The 15356-nt window shown below is 76.7% G+C and carries 18 protein-coding genes; 12 read left to right on the forward strand and 6 right to left on the reverse strand.

The genetic code is table 11. The annotated features are described in order from the left end of the window. Window positions 1–29: 29 nt before the first annotated feature. On the reverse strand, window positions 30–1148 hold the full coding sequence (locus MN205_RS18645) for a Gfo/Idh/MocA family protein (protein WP_242129906.1): 1119 nt from the start codon (window positions 1146–1148) through the stop codon (window positions 30–32). Then, window positions 1145–1891 (reverse strand): sugar phosphate isomerase/epimerase, encoded by a 747-nt coding sequence (locus MN205_RS18650; RefSeq protein ID WP_242129907.1) that lies wholly within the window; start codon window positions 1889–1891, stop codon window positions 1145–1147. The genes MN205_RS18645 and MN205_RS18650 overlap by 4 nt, the downstream gene beginning before the upstream one ends. 180 nt (window positions 1892–2071) lie before the next feature. Between MN205_RS18650 and MN205_RS18655 the strand changes: the two genes are divergently transcribed. The 8 genes from MN205_RS18655 to MN205_RS18690 all read left to right on the forward strand — a co-directional run bounded on the left by MN205_RS18655 (window position 2072) and on the right by MN205_RS18690 (window position 8356). Further along, window positions 2072–2464 carry an ankyrin repeat domain-containing protein gene (locus MN205_RS18655; protein ID WP_242129908.1) on the forward strand — a complete coding sequence of 131 codons (393 nt, stop codon included), beginning with the start codon at window positions 2072–2074 and terminating at the stop codon, window positions 2462–2464. Between the two features lie 60 nt (window positions 2465–2524). Then, window positions 2525–2935, forward strand: a complete 411-nt coding sequence (locus tag MN205_RS18660; protein ID WP_242129909.1) for a molybdopterin-binding protein — start codon at window positions 2525–2527, stop codon at window positions 2933–2935. Then, a complete protein-coding gene (modA, locus tag MN205_RS18665; RefSeq protein ID WP_242129912.1) occupies window positions 2932–3708 on the forward strand; it encodes a molybdate ABC transporter substrate-binding protein in 777 nt (258 codons plus the stop codon). Before MN205_RS18660 ends, modA begins: the two co-directional genes overlap by 4 nt. After that, window positions 3705–4538: an ABC transporter permease gene (locus MN205_RS18670; protein WP_242129914.1), complete on the forward strand. Its 834-nt coding sequence runs from the start codon at window positions 3705–3707 to the stop codon at window positions 4536–4538. Before modA ends, MN205_RS18670 begins: the two co-directional genes overlap by 4 nt. A 56-nt stretch (window positions 4539–4594) precedes the next feature. Next, entirely contained in the window at window positions 4595–5668 is a 1074-nt protein-coding gene (locus MN205_RS18675) for a sulfate/molybdate ABC transporter ATP-binding protein (protein WP_242129917.1), read from the forward strand. Window positions 5669–5811: 143 nt separating this feature from the next. After that, window positions 5812–6696, forward strand: coding sequence for an ABC transporter ATP-binding protein (locus MN205_RS18680; RefSeq protein WP_242129918.1), 885 nt, complete (start codon window positions 5812–5814; stop codon window positions 6694–6696). Next, window positions 6693–7886, forward strand: coding sequence for an ABC transporter permease (locus MN205_RS18685; RefSeq protein WP_242129919.1), 1194 nt, complete (start codon window positions 6693–6695; stop codon window positions 7884–7886). The genes MN205_RS18680 and MN205_RS18685 overlap by 4 nt, the downstream gene beginning before the upstream one ends. Beyond that, a complete protein-coding gene (locus MN205_RS18690) occupies window positions 7883–8356 on the forward strand; it encodes a nitroreductase/quinone reductase family protein (RefSeq protein WP_308220310.1) in 474 nt (157 codons plus the stop codon). The genes MN205_RS18685 and MN205_RS18690 overlap by 4 nt, the downstream gene beginning before the upstream one ends. A gap of 46 nt (window positions 8357–8402) precedes the next feature. On the opposite strand, the gene MN205_RS18695 is transcribed toward MN205_RS18690, so the two are convergent. Beyond that, on the reverse strand, window positions 8403–9089 hold the full coding sequence (locus tag MN205_RS18695) for an SDR family oxidoreductase (protein ID WP_242738740.1): 687 nt from the start codon (window positions 9087–9089) through the stop codon (window positions 8403–8405). A gap of 198 nt (window positions 9090–9287) precedes the next feature. Here MN205_RS18695 and MN205_RS18700 point away from each other — a divergent pair, with 198 nt between their 5' ends. Then, complete coding sequence (locus MN205_RS18700) at window positions 9288–10103, forward strand: helix-turn-helix domain-containing protein (RefSeq protein WP_242129946.1); 816 nt, start codon at window positions 9288–9290, stop codon at window positions 10101–10103. 35 nt (window positions 10104–10138) lie between these two features. On the opposite strand, the gene MN205_RS18705 is transcribed toward MN205_RS18700, so the two are convergent. Continuing rightward, entirely contained in the window at window positions 10139–10978 is an 840-nt protein-coding gene (locus tag MN205_RS18705) for a PhzF family phenazine biosynthesis protein (protein ID WP_242129921.1), read from the reverse strand. 57 nt (window positions 10979–11035) lie between these two features. On the opposite strand from MN205_RS18705, the gene MN205_RS18710 reads away from it, so the two are divergent. The 3 genes from MN205_RS18710 (at window position 11036) to MN205_RS18720 (ending at window position 14043) form a co-directional block, all read left to right on the forward strand. After that, window positions 11036–11677 carry a TrmH family RNA methyltransferase gene (locus tag MN205_RS18710; RefSeq protein WP_242129922.1) on the forward strand — a complete coding sequence of 214 codons (642 nt, stop codon included), beginning with the start codon at window positions 11036–11038 and terminating at the stop codon, window positions 11675–11677. Window positions 11678–11924: 247 nt separating this feature from the next. Further along, the gene (locus MN205_RS18715) at window positions 11925–12440 is read left to right on the forward strand and encodes a hypothetical protein (RefSeq protein WP_242129923.1); all 516 of its coding nucleotides are present in this window, start codon (window positions 11925–11927) and stop codon (window positions 12438–12440) included. A 124-nt stretch (window positions 12441–12564) separates the two neighbouring features. Beyond that, window positions 12565–14043, forward strand: a complete 1479-nt coding sequence (locus MN205_RS18720) for an NCS2 family permease (RefSeq protein ID WP_242129924.1) — start codon at window positions 12565–12567, stop codon at window positions 14041–14043. A gap of 7 nt (window positions 14044–14050) precedes the next feature. On the opposite strand, the gene MN205_RS18725 is transcribed toward MN205_RS18720, so the two are convergent. Both MN205_RS18725 and MN205_RS18730 read right to left on the reverse strand, forming a co-directional pair. Continuing rightward, window positions 14051–14593, reverse strand: a complete 543-nt coding sequence (locus MN205_RS18725; protein WP_242129925.1) for a GNAT family N-acetyltransferase — start codon at window positions 14591–14593, stop codon at window positions 14051–14053. A 100-nt stretch (window positions 14594–14693) separates the two neighbouring features. Then, window positions 14694–15350 carry a transglycosylase family protein gene (locus MN205_RS18730; RefSeq protein ID WP_242129927.1) on the reverse strand — a complete coding sequence of 219 codons (657 nt, stop codon included), beginning with the start codon at window positions 15348–15350 and terminating at the stop codon, window positions 14694–14696. Window positions 15351–15356 lie beyond the last annotated feature (6 nt).

Below are 15356 nucleotides of genomic sequence, written 5' to 3' on the forward strand. Positions count from 1 at the left end.
AGGCCACCACCACCGGACGGGTGGTGCGCTCAGACGGTGCGGGCCGTCGGGTCCCAGTCCGCCGGCAGCGGCTCGGCCGCCTCGACGGTGCTGGTGACGTCGACGAAGCTCCTGCTCCTGATCGACTCGTCGACGGAGGCGAGGACGTCCACGACGTGGTGGGCCAGCGCCCCCTGCACGCGGTGCGGGCGCCCGGCGCGGATCGCGCGCGCCATCTCCAGCACGCCGGTGCCGCGGGTGGAGGTCGCCTTCGTGGACGCCAGCAGCTCCCACTCCTCCGAGCCGGTGCGCCGGATGCGCACGTCGCCGTCGAAGTTGTTCGGGTCCGGCACCTCCAGGGTGGCCTCGGTGCCGGTGATCTCCACGAAGCCGTGCCGCTGCAGCGGGGAGTCGAAGCTGAGGATGCTCTGCGAGCTCTGCCCGCTCTCGAACTGCGCGATCGCGCTGACGTGGGTGGGCACCGTGACGTCGAAGCTCTCGCCGGCCTTGGGGCCGGAGCCGATGACGCGCGAGGCGCGCGACTTCGAGCCGATCGCGGCGACCGCCGCCACCGGCCCGAACGCCTGCACCAGGAGGGTGAAGTAGTAGGGGCCGATGTCGAACAGCGGGCCGGCGCCGGTCTGGAACAGGAACGCCGGGTTGGGGTGCCAGGACTCCGGGCCGGGGGACTGCATGAGGGTCAGCGCGCTCAGCGGGGTGCCGATGTCGCCGCGGCGGATCGCGGCCAGCGACGCCTGCACACCGGCGCCGAGGAAGGTGTCGGGGGCGCAGCCGAGCCGCACCCCGGCGGCGGCCGCCTGGGTGATCAGCGTCTCGCCGCCGGCGCGGTCCAGCGCGATGGGCTTCTCGCTCCACACGTGCTTGCCGGCGGCGATGGCCGCGGAGGAGACCTCCACGTGCGCGGCGGGCACGGTGAGGTTGACGACGACCTCCACGTCGTCGTCCTCCAGGACCGCGTCGATGCCGCCGTGCCGGGGCACGCCGTGCGCCTCGGCGCGCGCCGCCGCCGCCTCGGGGAAGAGGTCGCCGATCGCGTGCACCCGCACGTCGGGGAAGCTGGTGAGGTTCTCCAGGTAGGTGCCGGAGATGACGCCGGCGCCGATGATCCCGATGCCGACGGGACCGGTGCGGGGCTCGGGGGCGCTCACGCGGACACCCCCGTGAGGTAGGCGTAGCCGCCGGCGACGGCGTCGAAGACGTCGCCGGAGGTGTCGTCGAGCTCCACGACGCCCAGCTGCACGCCGGAGGAGGCGTCGAGGATCGCGGCGACGTCGATGGAACCGGCGCCGAGGGCGACCTGGTTCTTCGTCTCGCGGGTGCCGTCGCCGTCCTTCAGGTGCACGGCCTTGACGCGTTCACCCAGGCGGCCCAGCAGGGCCGCGGGGTCCTGGCCGCCGACGGCGACCCAGTAGGTGTCGACCTCCAGCGCCACGGCGTCGTCGAGGGAGTCGGCGAGGACCTCCAGGGCGGTGCGCCCGCCGATGAGGTTCTCCAGCTCGAACCAGTGGTTGTGGTAGCCGATGGTGACGCCGGCGTCGGCGGCGCGGCGCGCGGCGGCGTTCAGCTCGGCGGCGATCGCGGCGACGTCCTCGGCCGTCGTCCAGCGCTCGGGGTCCACGAACGGCTCGACGACGAGCGTGGTGCCGGTGGTGGCGGCGGCGGCGAGGACCTCCTCGACGTCGCCGCCGACGACCTTGGCGTGGGTGCTGGGGGCGCTCAGGCCGTGCGCGGCCAGGGCCGGCGCCAGCTTCGGCGCCCACTCGGTCAGGCCGAACGGCTCGACCTTGCGGAAGCCGATGGCGGCCAGGCGGGCCAGGGTGCCCTCGGTGTCGGCCGCCAGCGCCTCGCGGACCGTGTACAGCTGCACGGAGATCTTGTCGGTGTCGAGCACGTCGTCCTCTCGGGTCTTCGCCGGGGTCCGGTGGGACGGCGCGACCTGCGGGCGACGCTGCACCGAACCGGTTCAGCACACGGTAGGGCGCCGCACCGCCCGGGCGCCACCCCCTCCCGCTGCTCCGCGCGGGTGCCGCGCGGAGGGGCCCCGCGGGCCCTCCCGGCTACCGTCGGGGGCGTGACCGCTGACCTGACCGGCGACGAGCTGCGCTTCCTGCAGGAGACCTTCGACCTGGCGCGCGCGGGCTCGGCCGCCGCCCTGCTGGAGCGCGTCGACGCGGGCGTGCCCGTGGACCTGACGAACTCCTCCGGCGACACGCTGCTGCTCCTGGCCGCCTACCACCGGCACGAGGGGCTGGTGCGCGCGCTGCTGGAGCGCGGCGCCGACCACTCCCGCGTCAACGACAAGGGGCAGACCGCGCTGGGCGCGGCCGTCTTCCGCCAGGACGAGGCGGTCGTGCGGGCGCTGCTGGCCGCCGGGGCCGACCCGGAGCTGGGCCGGCAGTCCGGGGTGGCCGTGGCGCAGGTCTTCGACCTGCCGCAGATGCTGGCGATCCTCCGCGGGGAGTGACGCAGGCGCGGTCCCGAACCGGGTGGAACCTCCGCTCCTGCGGTGCATAACCTGGGGTGCGTGCCGCAGTACCGGATCCGCGAGGTCGCCGAGCTGCTCGGCGTCTCCGACGACACCGCCCGCCGCTGGACCGAGGCCGGGGCGCTGCCCGCCGCGCGCGACGACGCCGGGCGCCTCGTCGTGGACGGCGCCGCCCTGGCCGCCTTCGCGGTGCAGCGCCCCGCCGCCGCCGCGCCCGACACGACCGGCGTGGCGCGCTCGGCGCGCAACCGCTTCGCGGGCCTGGTCACCCGCGTGGTCGCCGACGGCGTGATGGCGCAGGTGGAGATGCAGTGCGGGCCGCACCGCGTGGTCTCCCTGATGAGCCGCGAGGCCGCCGAGGAGCTGGGCCTGCAGCCCGGCAGCCGCGCCACCGCCGTCGTCAAGGCCACCACCGTGGTCGTCGAGACCCCGGCGGGGGAGCGGGCGTGAGCGCCGCCCGCCGCCGGGCCCCGGTCGCCGCCGCGCTGACCGCCCTGCTCGCCGGGCTGATCGCGGGGTGCGGGGCGGCCGCCGCCCCGGACGGGGACACGCTCACCGTGTTCGCCGCCGCCTCCCTGCAGGAGGTGTTCACCGAGGTGGCGGAGGACTTCGAGCGCGACCACCCCGGCGTCGACGTCGCGCTCAGCTCCGCCGGCTCCGCCGACCTGGCCACCCAGGTCCTCGAGGGCGCCCCCGCCGACGTGTTCGCCTCCGCCGACGAGGCGACGATGGCCCGCGTCGCCGGCGCGGGCCTGGTCGCCGGTGAGCCGGAGGTGTTCGCCACCAACGTCCTGACCGTCGCCACCCCCGCCGGGAACCCCGCCGGCGTCACCTCCCTCGCCGACCTGGCCCGCCCCGGCCTCGCGGTGGTCGTGTGCGCGCCGCAGGTGCCGTGCGGGGCCGCCGCCCGGCGCGTGCAGGAGGCCGCCGGCGTCGCGCTCACACCCGTCAGCGAGGAGTCCTCCGTCACCGACGTCCTCGGCAAGGTCACCACCGGGCAGGCCGACGCCGGCCTCGTCTACGCCACCGACGTCGCCCGCGCCGGCGACGCCGTCACCGCCGTGCCGCTGCCCGAGGCGGCCGGCGCCGTCAACACCTGCCCCGTCGCCGCCCTGCGGGACGCCGCCGACCCCGCGCTGGCCGCGGAGTTCGTCGAGGCCGTCACCGGCGAGGCGGGCCGGGCGGCGCTGGCCGCCGCCGGCTTCGGGGTGCCCGCCGCGTGAGCCGCGCCAGCCGCGCCGGCCGCCGGGAGCGCCGCGCCGGCGAGCCCGTGGGCGGTGCCCTGCCGGCCTGGGTGCACGTGCCGGCCGCCGCCGGGCTGCTGCTGGTGCTCGTTCCGCTGGTCGCGATCGTCGCCCGCGTCGACTGGCCGCGCTTCGGCGAGCTCGTCACCTCCCCGTCGTCGCTGGCCGCCCTGCGGCTGAGCCTGCTCACCGCCACCGCCAGCACCGCCTGCTGCCTGCTGCTGGGGGTGCCGATGGCGCTGGTGCTCGCCCGCGGCAGCTTCCCCGGCCTGCGGGTGCTGCGCTCGGTGGTGCTGCTGCCGCTGGTGCTGCCGCCCGTCGTCGGCGGCCTGGCCCTGCTGTACGCGCTGGGCCGGCGCGGGCTGCTCGCGCCCGCGCTGGAGGTGCTCGGGGTGCGCATCGCGTTCAGCACGGCCGCCGTCGTGCTCGCCCAGACGTTCGTCGCCCTGCCGTTCCTCGTCCTCAGCGCCGAGGGCGCCCTGCGCACCGCCGGGCAGCGCCACGAGCGCGTCGCCGCCACCCTCGGCGCCCGGCCCGGTCGGGTGCTCACCCGCGTGACGCTGCCGCTGGTGGCGCCCGGCCTGGCCTCCGGCGCGGTGCTCGCGTTCGCCCGGTCCCTCGGCGAGTTCGGCGCCACCCTGACGTTCGCCGGCAGCCTGGAGGGCGTCACCCGCACCCTGCCGCTGGAGGTCTACCTGCAGCGCGAGAGCGACCCGGACGCGGCCGTCGCGCTGGCGCTGGTGCTCGTCGCGGTCAGCGTCGTCGTCGTGGTGGGCGTGCGCGGGCGCGAGGGGCGCGGCAGCCCGTGAACGCGTCACCTGGGCCGGGGCCGGGGCCGGGGCCGGGGCCGGGGCTGGAGGTGGCAGTGCGGCACGCGCCGCGCGGCCTCGCCGTGGACCTCGACGTGCCGCCGGGTGAGGTCCTCGCCGTCCTCGGCCCCAACGGCGCCGGCAAGTCCACCCTGCTGGACCTGCTCGCCGGGCTGCTGCGCCCCACCGCCGGGCGCATCGCCCTCGACGGGCGCGTGCTCACCGCCGCCGGCGCCACCGGGCGGGAGGTGCTCGTGCCCGCCCACCGCCGCGGCGTGGCGCTGCTCGCGCAGGACCCGCTGCTCCTCCCGCACCTCAGCGCCGCCGACAACGTCGCCTTCGGCCCCCGCAGCACCGGCGCGTCCCGCCGCGAGGCGCGCGAGCGGGCCGCGCGCTGGCTGGACGCCGTCGGCGCCGGGCACCTCGCCGCCCGCCGGCCGCGACGGCTGTCCGGCGGGCAGGCCCAGCGGGTCGCGATCGCGCGGGCGCTGGCCACCCGGCCGCGCCTGCTGCTGCTCGACGAGCCGATGGCCGCGCTCGACGTCACCGCCGCCCCCGAGGTGCGCCGGGTGCTGCGCGAGGTGCTGCGCGGCGGGCAGCACCCCGAGCGCCCCGGCGGCGTCGTGCTCGTCACCCACGACCTGCTGGACGTCCTGGCGCTCGCCGACCGCGTCGCGGTGCTGCAGGACGGCCGCGTCGCCGAGCGCGGTGACGTGCACGAGGTCCTCACCCGGCCCCGCAGCGCGTTCGCCGCAGGCATCGCCGGGCTCGTCCTGCTCACCGGGCGCGCCACCGCCGACGGCCTGCGCACCGCCGACGGCACGCTCGTCGCCGGCCTCGTCGACGACGGCTGCCCGCCGGGGGGACCGGCGGTCGCGGTGCTCGACCCCGCCGCCGTCGCCGTGCACGCCGCCGACCCCGGCGGCAGCCCCCGCAACCGCTGGCGCGTCACCGTCACCCAACTGGAACCGCGCGGGCGGGCCGTGCGGGTGCGCGGGCGCCACGGGCCGCTGGAGCTGTTCGCCGACGTCACCGTGGAGGCGGCCGCCGAGGCGCGCCTCGCCCCCGGCGACGAGGTCCACTTCGTCGTCAAGGCCACCGCCGTGCGGGTGCACGCCGCCGGCGGCTGAACCCGCCCGCGGCCGAACCCCGCCCGCGGCCGAACCCCGCCCGCGGCCGAACCCCGCCCGCGGCCGAACCCCGACGAGCGGGGGAGGGACCGTGCGCCGAACGGGGGACGCGCCGGTGCGCGGGGCGTCCCTAGGGTCGGCCCGTGCTCGTCCTCGACTCCATCACCCGCCGCTTCGGCGACCGCCTGGCGCTGGACGCGGTCAGCCTCGCCGTGCCGGACGGGCGCATGGTCGGTTTCGTCGGCGCCAACGGCGCCGGGAAGACGACCACCATGCGCATCGCCCTCGGCGTCCTGGCCCCCGACTCCGGCACCGTCACCTTCCGGGGCACGGCCCCCGACCTCGCGCAGCGCCGCCGCTTCGGCTACATGCCCGAGGAGCGGGGCCTGTACCCGAAGGGCCGCCTGCTGGAGCAGCTGGTGTTCCTCGCCCGCCTGCACGGCGTGGACCGCGCCGCGGCCGCCACCCGCGCGCAGGACCTGCTGGATCGCCTCGGCCTCGGCGGACGGGCGCAGGACAAGCTCGAATCGCTCTCGCTGGGCAACCAGCAGCGGGTGCAGGTCGCCGCCGCCCTCGTGCACGACCCCGAGCTGCTCGTCCTCGACGAGCCGTTCTCCGGGCTCGACCCGCTCGCCGTGGACGCCATGGCCGAACTGCTGCGCGAACGGGTCCGCGCCGGGGTGGGCGTGCTGTTCTCCAGCCACCAGCTCGACCTCGTGGACCGGCTGTGCGACGAGCTCGTCATCCTCGCCGGCGGGCGGGTCGTGGCCGCCGGGGAACCGGAGGAGCTGCGCCGGGGACGCTCCGGGTCGAGGTACGCCCTCACCGCGAACGGCCCGCTGGACTGGGTGGGCGACGTGCCGGGGGTGCGGCTGGTGGAGTCCGCGCCCGGCCGGGTGGTCGTGGAGGTGGAGGGTTCCGACGCCGACCAGCGGCTGCTCGCCGAGGCCCTGCGCCGCGGCCCGGTGCGTTCGTTCGCACCCGTCGTCCCGTCCCTGTCCGAGCTGTTCTCGGAGGTGTCCCGGTGAGCGCGACCCCCGGCGTCCAGCGCCAGTGGTGGCTGGTGGCCGACCGCGAGATGCGCGAGCGCCTGCGCGACAAGGGGTTCGTGTTTTCCACCCTCCTGCTGCTCGTCATCGTGCTCGCCGCGGCGTTCCTGCCGGGGCTGGTCTCCGGCGGCACCGACCGCTACGAGGTGGCGGCCACCTCCACCACCGCGCCGCTGCTGGCCGAGCGCCCCGGCGAGAGCGGCGACGTGCGGGTCGAGGTGCGCACCGTCGCCGACGCCGCCGCCGCGGAGGCCGCCGTGCGCGCCGGTGACGTCGACGCCGCGGTGCTGCCGTCCGCGTCCGGCGCCGCCGAGGTCGTCGGCGACCGCAACGTCCCCTCCGGGCTCGGGGAGGTCCTCACCGCGCGCGTGCGGGGGGCGCAGGCGGTCGGGTTGCTGACCGCGGCCGGGGTGGACGCGTCCACCGCCGAGCAGGTCCTGACCCTGCCGCCGCCCGCCCAGCGCCTCCTCGACCCGGACGCCGTGGACCCGTTCACCACCTACCTGCTGGGCCTGGCGTTCGCGGTCCTGTTCCTGCAGATCGTCGTCATCTTCGGGTACTCCATCGCGCAGAGCGTCGTGATGGAGAAGCAGACCCGCGTCGTCGAGCTGCTCGTCACCACCGTCCCGGTGAACCAGCTCCTCGTCGGCAAGATCGTCGGCAACGGCCTGCTGGCGCTGGGGCAGATCGTGCTGCTGGTGGCCGCCGGCCTGGGCGGGCTGGCGATCGCGGAGCCGGAACTGCTGGAGAGCCTGCCGAGCGTGCCCACCGCCGCGGTGTGGTTCGTCGTGTTCTTCGTCGTCGGGTTCGCGATGCTCTCGTGCCTGTGGGCGGCGGCCGGGGCGATGGCCAGCCGGCTGGAGGACCTGCAGTCCACCGCCACCCCGGTGCAGATGCTCGTCATGCTGCCGTTCTTCGCGACGTTCGCCGCGAACGACCCCGGCACCCTGCAGACCGTCCTGTCCTACGTGCCGCTGTCCTCCCCGATGGTCATGCCCAAGCGGGTCCTGCAGGGCGACGTCGGCTGGACCGAACCGCTCATCGCGCTGCTGGTCATCGCCGCCACCGCGGCGCTGTTCGTGGCGGTCGCCCGGCGGCTGTACGAGAACTCCCTGCTGCAGACCGGGCGCAGCCTGTCGCTGCGCTCGGCGTGGCGGAGGGCGGCGTGACGGAGCAGCCGGTGCGACCGCGCGTCCCGCCCCCGTGGTTCGTGCACACGGCCTGGCGCGTCCACCGGGTGCTGAACCGCCTCAGCGGCGGCCGGTTCCTGTGGACCCCGGCGAACAGGCGCGGGTGGGGTGCGCTGCGACTGACGACCGTCGGGCGCAGGTCCGGGCAGGAGCGCAGCGTCATCGTCGGCTACCTCGAGGACGGCCCCGACCTCGTCGTGCCCGCCATGAACGGCTGGGAGGAGGGCCACCCCGCCTGGTGGCTGAACCTCCGGGCGAACCCGGACGCCGTCGTCCGGCTGGCGCACCGGGCCCCGCGACCGGTCCGCGCGCGCCGCGCCGAGGGGCAGGAGCGCGAGCGGCTGTGGCAGCGCTGGCTCGCGGTCGACCCGGACCTCGGCGCGCACGCCGCCCGGCGCGCCACCGAGACGGACGTGGTGGTCCTCGAACCGCGCGGCGGGACCGCCTGAGCGCCCGCCCGGGCGGGCGGCGCCCGCCCGGGCGCGCCGGGGGCCCTCACCAGCGCTGCGCGGTGGGGCGAACGACGACCTCGTTGACGTCGACGTCGCCGGCCTCCCCCAGGGCGTAGGAGATCGCGCGGGCGACCGCGTCGGCGGGGATCGTCGTGGCCCGGTACTCGCGCATCACCTCGGCGGCCGTGGGGTCGGTGATGTGCGTGGCGAGCTCGCTCTCCACCACCCCCGGCGAGATCGTGGTGATGCGGAAGCGCGGGTCCAGCTCCAGGCGCAGCCCCTCCGTGATCGCCCACGCGGCGAACTTCGTCCCCGAGTACACGGCGGACGTGGGGGAGACCTGGTGGGCGCCGATGGACGCCACCGTGACGAAGTGCCCACCGCCCTGCCGCTGGAAGTGCGGCAGGGCCGCGGCGATCCCGTGCAGCAGGCCCTTGACGTTCACGTCGAGCATCCGGTGCCACTCGTCCACCAGACCGGCGTCCAGGCGCGAGAGCAGCATGACCCCCGCGTTGTTGACGATCGCGTCGACCCGCCCGTGAGCCTGCGCTGCGCCGTCGACCAGGGCGGTGACGCTCGCGGGGTCGGTGACGTCGAGCCGGTGGTGCTCGGCGCTGCCGCCGGCCCGCCGGATCCGGGCGGTCAGCGCCTCCAGGCGGTCGGTGCGCCGCGCCCCGAGGACGACGTGGTGGCCCTCGCCCGCCAGGCGCCGCGCGGTGGCCTCGCCGATGCCGCTGCTCGCGCCGGTGACGACGACGACCTTGGGGTCCGCCCCGCCCGCGGGACGGGGGGTGGGGTTCGTGTTCGTGTTCGTGGTGGTGGTCACGGTGACCAGGCTGCTGCGGCGCCGTCGTCCGCGGCAGGCCGCGGGGAACCTGGGAGCGCCGCACCCACGACCGCGCCCGCCTCGGCCGCCTACCCTCGCCGCATGGCTGACTCCCCGCTGGGCGACTACCTGCGCGGCCGCCGCGCCGCCGTCCGGCCCGCCGACGTCGACCTGCCCGCCCACGGTCCCCGGAGGGTGCCGGGCCTGCGCCGCGAGGAGGTCGCGGTGCTCGCCGGCGTCAGCGCCGACTACTACGTGCGCCTGGAGCAGGGGCGCGAGCGCTCCCCGTCGCCGCAGGTGCTCGGCGCGCTGGCGGACGCCCTCGCCCTGGACGGCGACGGGCGGCAGCACCTGTTCCGCCTCGCCGGGCTGGCCCCGCGCCCGCCGGCCCCGGCGCCGGAGCGGGCCGACCCGGCCCTGCGGCAGCTGCTGGACGCCTGGCCGGGCACACCCGCCCTGCTGCTCGGGCGCACCTACGACGTGCTGGCCGCCAACCGGCTCGGCTCGGCGCTGTTCAGCGGGTTCCCGCGCTCCGGCAACCTGGTCGAGGAGGTGTTCCTCGACCCGGCGGCCCGCACCTTCTACGTGGACTGGCCGGCCGCGGCCGCGAGCACCGTCGCCGGCCTGCGGCTCCTGGAGGGCACCCCGGGCGGCGACCCCCGCGCCCGGGAGCTGGTGCACCGCCTGTCGCGGCAGAGCGCCGAGTTCGCCGAGCTGTGGGACCGCAACGAGGCCCGCGGCAAGTCCGCCGAGGTCAAGCGGTTCGCGCACCCGCACGTGGGTCCGCTCACCCTGGGCGTGCAGACCTTCGACGTGCGCTCCGCGCCCGGTCAGCAGCTCGTCGTCTACCACGCCGAGCCCGGCAGCGTCAGCGCCCAGTCCCTGGCGCTGCTGGGCAGCCTGGCGGTCACGCCGTAGCGGCGACCGCCGCCCGCACGGTCACAGCCGCACGGTCACAGCAGCACGGTGCCCTCGACGCAGGTGGTGCTCTCCCCGCCCACCCACACCCGCCCGTCCACCGTGCGCACCGACACCACGCCGGCCCGGCCCACCCGCGCGCCCTGCGTGGCGGTGTAGTCCGGCGGCAGGGTGCCGTCCCCGGTCAGCCACTGCGCGAGCCCGGCGTTCAGGCTCCCGGTCACCGGGTCCTCCGGCACCCCCAGCTCCGGCACGAACGCCCGCACCTCCACCGCGTGCCCCGAACCCGCCGGGTGGGCACCCACCACCCCCAGCGGCAGGTCGCCGAGGACGGCCGCGTCGACCTCCACGTCCAGCACCGCCCGCGCCGACGCCAGCCGCACCGCCGCCCACCCGGGGCCGTTGTCCACCCACCGGTGGTCCACCACGTCCTCCCGGGCCAGGCCCAGCGCCCGCACCGCCCGGTCCAGGACCTCCTCCTCCAGCGGCCCGCTGCGCACCAGCGGCGGCGCCGCGAAGCTCAGCGCCGCCCCGTCGCGGCGCACCGGCACCAGACCGGCCCCGCACTCCTGCACCACGACGTCCCCGCCGTGCGGGCGCCCCCCGGCACCCAGCCAGGCGTGCGCGGACCCCAGCGTGGGGTGCCCGGCGAACGGCAGCTCCCCGCCCGGCGTGAAGATCCGCAGCCGGTAGTCCGCCGCCGGGTCCGACGGCGGCAGCACGAACGTCGTCTCCGACAGGTTCGTCCACGCCGCGAACCGCTGCATCGCCTCCGCGTCCAGCCCCTCGGCGTCCAGCACCACCGCCACCGGGTTGCCCCGGTACGGCACCGGGGAGAAGACGTCGACCTGCGCGAACGGGCGGGGACGGGGCACGAGCACTCCTTCGGGGAGCTGACGGGGAGCCGACGGGCGGGCTGACAGGATGGCGCCGTGCCGGGCAGCGAGCAGGGGGGCGCGCCGGAGCGCGTGGTCGGGGTCGGCCCGTGGGAGGGCCCGTGGCCGGACGACCCCCGCTACGACCCCGAACTGCTGCGCGAGGGCGACCGGCGCAACGTCGTGGACGCCTACCGGTACTGGTCCAACGCCGCGATCGTCGCCGACCTCGACACCCGCCGCCACCCTCTGCACGTCGCGGTGGAGAACTGGCAGCACGACGCGAACATCGGCTCCGTGGTGCGCACCGCCAACGCCGTCAACGCCGCCGGCGCGCACGTCGTGGGGCACAAGCGCTGGAACCGCCGCGGCGCGATGGTCACCGACCGCTACCTGTCGGTGCACCACCACGCCGACGTGGCGGCGCTCGCGGACTGGGCGGCAGAGCGGGGCCTGCCGCTGGTGGGGATCGACAACGTCGACGGCTCGGTGCCGCTGGAGACGTACGACCTGCCCCGCGCGTGCGTGCTGCTGTTCGGGCAGGAGGGGCCGGGGCTGACGGACGAGGCGGTGGCGCGCTGCACGGACGTGCTCGCGATCGCGCAGTTCGGCTCGACCCGCTCCATCAACGTCGGCGCCGCGGCCGCGGTGGCGATGCACGCCTGGGTGCGCCGCCACGCCTTCGGCCAGCGCCCCTGACCCAGCACCCCTGACCCAGCACCCCTGACCCAGCACCCCTGACCCAGCACCCCTGACCCAGCACCCCTGACCCAGCACCCCTGACCCGGCGCCCCCCACCCCCGCCCCTCCACCCCGCGGTGATCTTGCACGGTTGAACGCTCACGCGCGCAGGATCACGGGGGAGGGGTGGGCCCGGCGGGGCGGGGGCAGGGCGGGGTGGAGCGGTGCGGTGGCGGGGCAGCGCGGGGCCGGGCAAGGTGGCGCCGTGGGACTGACGATCACCGAGGCGGACGGCACGCGCCCGGCCGTGCTGGCGCGGGCCGCCGCCCGCGGCGTGCTCGGCGGGCTGGTGGGGGCGGCGGCGACGGCGGCCGGACAGCGCGCCGAGCGCGCCATCACCGGCCGCCCGGTCTCGCACGTGCCGGGACGGACCCTGCTGATCCTGCTGGGCCGCCACCCGGGCGACGACGAGCGGCCGGTCGCCGCCACCGTCGCCATGCAGGTCGCCACCTCCGCCGCCCTCGGCGCCCTGCGAGGGGTGTGGCGCGCCAGCGGCCTGCTGCGGGTGCGCGCGGACGTCGCGCAGACCCTCACCCGGATCATCGTCGACCAGACCCTGGAGAACGCCACCGGCGCCGGCGCCCCGCCGCGCACCTGGCGCACCGGCGAGGGCGTCGTGGAGGTCCTGCACGCCGCGGTGGACGCCGTCGTCACCGGCCTCGTCGTCGAGAACCTCGTCGACCCCGTGCTGGAGTCGCGCCGCGGCACCACCAGCCACTGAGCGTCGCGGGACACCGACGGCCCGTGCGGGCGTCCCCGGCCGCCTCGCCGGCTCTGGCAGGATCCGTGCCGGCCTCGACGTCGCGGCCGGAACGCCGCTCCCGCACGAGAACGCCGAGGTGCTCATGGCCACCCACACCGAACCCGCCCGCCGGCGCCCGGCGCTGGACCGGTACTTCCGCATCACCGAACGCGGCTCCACCGTCGCCCGCGAGGTCCGCGGCGGCCTGGCCACCTTCTTCACGATGGCCTACATCGTCGTGCTCAACCCACTGATCATCGGCACGCAGCCGGACAGCACGGGAGGGTTCCTCGGCGGCGGTGCCGCCCCGGACCTCGCGGCGGTCGCCGCGGCCACCGCGCTCGTCGCCGGCGTCATGACGATCCTCATGGGCGTCGTCGCCAACTACCCGCTGGCGCTCGCGACCGGCCTGGGCCTGAACGCGTTCGTCGCCTTCGGCGTCGCCGCCCTGCCGGGCATGACGTGGGCGGACGCCATGGGTCTGGTGGTCCTCGAGGGCCTGATCATCCTGGTGCTCGTCCTGACGGGCTTCCGCGAGGCCGTCTTCCACGCGGTGCCCGCGCAGCTGAAGACCGCGATCAGCGTCGGCATCGGCCTGTTCATCACCATCGTCGGCCTCGTCGACGCGGGCTTCGTCCGCTCCGGCAGCGGCACGCCCCTGGAGCTGGGCATCGGCGGCTTCCTCAACGGCTGGCCGACGCTCGTGTTCGTCGCCGGGCTCCTGCTGATGATCGTGCTCATGGCGCGCGGGGTCCGCGGCGCCATCCTCGGCGGCATCGTCGTCGCCACCGTGCTGGCCGTCGTCGTCGAGGCGGTCGCCCAGCTCGGCCCGCGCACCGGCGCCGACGGCGAGGTGCGCGACCCGCGCGCGTGGGGCCTGAACGTGCCCGCCCTGCCGGACTCGTGGATCGACACCCCGGACTTCTCGCTGCTCGGGCAGTTCAACCTGCTCGGCTCGTTCGAGCGCATCGGCGTCGTCAGCGTCGTCCTGCTCGTCTTCACGCTCCTGCTGGCCGACTTCTTCGACACGATGGGCACGATGGTCGCCATCGGCAAGGAGGGTGACCTGCTGGACGCCGAGGGCAACCCGCCGGGCACGCGGCGCATCCTCGTCGTGGACTCGATCGCCGCCGCGGCCGGCGGCGCGGCGGGCGTCTCCAGCAACACCAGCTACATCGAGTCGGCCACCGGGGTGGGGGAGGGCGCGCGCACCGGCCTGGCCAGCGTCGTCACCGGCACCGCGTTCCTGCTGACGACGTTCCTGGCGCCGGTCGTCTCGATCGTGCCGTACGAGGCCGCCACCCCCGCGCTCGTCGTCGTCGGGTTCCTGATGATGACCCAGGTCAAGGGCATCGACTGGGACGACGTGGAGATCGCGCTGCCGGCCTTCCTGACGATCGTGCTGATGCCGTTCACGTACTCGATCAGCGCCGGGATCGGCGCCGGGTTCGTCGCCTACGTCGTCCTGAAGGTCGCGCGCGGCAAGGTCCGCCAGGTGCACCCGCTGATGTGGGTGACGGCCGCGCTGTTCGTCCTGTACTTCGCGATCGACCCCGTCAAGGAGGCGTTCGGCGTCGCCTGACCGGCGCTCACCACACGTCGCCGGCGCGCCAGTCGCACAGCAGGCGGGTGGTGACGTCCCGTGCGGCGGCGGGGTCGTGGACGTGGACCCCGCCGTCGTCGCCGGGCGTGGCGCGCACCCCCTCGGGCGTCATCACGCCCGTCGGGCCGGTCCACACCCGCCAGCCGCGCGCACGGTACAGCCGCGCGCCGTCGTCGGAGGCGCCGAGGAACACCGCCTCGTGCGCGCGGTCCGCCAGGTCCTCCACGGCGCCCATCAGCGCCGAGCCGAGGCCGCGGCGGCGGTGCGCGGCGGCCACCGCGACAGCCTCCACGTACCCGGCGCGCAGCGGCCGCCCGCCGGCGACGAGGTTGCGCTGCACCAGCGCGGCGTGGCCCACCAGGGCGCCGTCCAGGTGGGCGAGCACGTGCAGGCCGCCGCGCGCGTGGTCGAGGTCGGTGTCGTCGACGTCTCCCGCGAACGCGTCGTCGAGCAGGAGGCGCACCTCGCGCCACCGCCGCGGCCCCAGGTCGGCGGCGTGCACGACGGTCAGCTGCCACGGCGCCCTCACGCACCCAGCGTGGCGCGGGACCCGGGCGCGCGGAACCCCTGGACGCGCGGAACCCCCCGGCGCGCGGTGCGCCGGGGGGTTCCGCGGAGGGGTCTGCTCGTCAGGGCAGGGCGAGGACCATGCCGACCTCGATGCGGGCCGGGTCGTCGCCGATGACGGCGCGGTTGGCGTTCCACAGCTCCACGTAGCCGCCGGGCACGCCGTTGTTCACGGCGATCCGGTACAGGGTCTCGCCGGGCTGCACGGTGTGGGTGCGCGCCGCGGGGGCGGGAGCCGGGGCGGCCGCCGCGACGGGGGCGGGGGCGGGGGCCGGGGCCGGGGCGGGCGCGGGGACCGGTGCCGGGTTCAGCAGCGCCTGCTCGGCGCCGGCCGGGTCGGCGGCACCGCTCAGCCCCAGGCGGCGCGAGCAGGACGGCCAGGCGCCCCAGCCCTGGCCGGCGAGGACGCGCTCGGCCACGACGATCTGCTGCTCGCGGCTGGCCAGGTCGGCGCGCGGGGCGTACTGCCCGCCGCCGAAACCGGTCCACGTGCTGGGGCTGAACTGCAGCCCGCCGTAGTAGCCGTTGCCGGTGTTGATCTGCCAGTTGCCGGACGACTCGCACTGGGCCAGGCGGTCCCACTCCGAGACGGGAGCGGCGGAGGCGCCCGTGGCGGGAGCGAGGATCGCGGCGCCGGCCGCACCGGCGGCGGCGGTGGCGAGCAGGCCGCGGCGCAGGGTGCGAGCGGACGTGCGGGTACGGCGGAAGGACGCGGGCATGGGGAA

It is taken from the genome of Kineococcus sp. TRM81007 (assembly GCF_022669155.1).
Lineage (GTDB): Bacteria > Actinomycetota > Actinomycetes > Actinomycetales > Kineococcaceae > Kineococcus.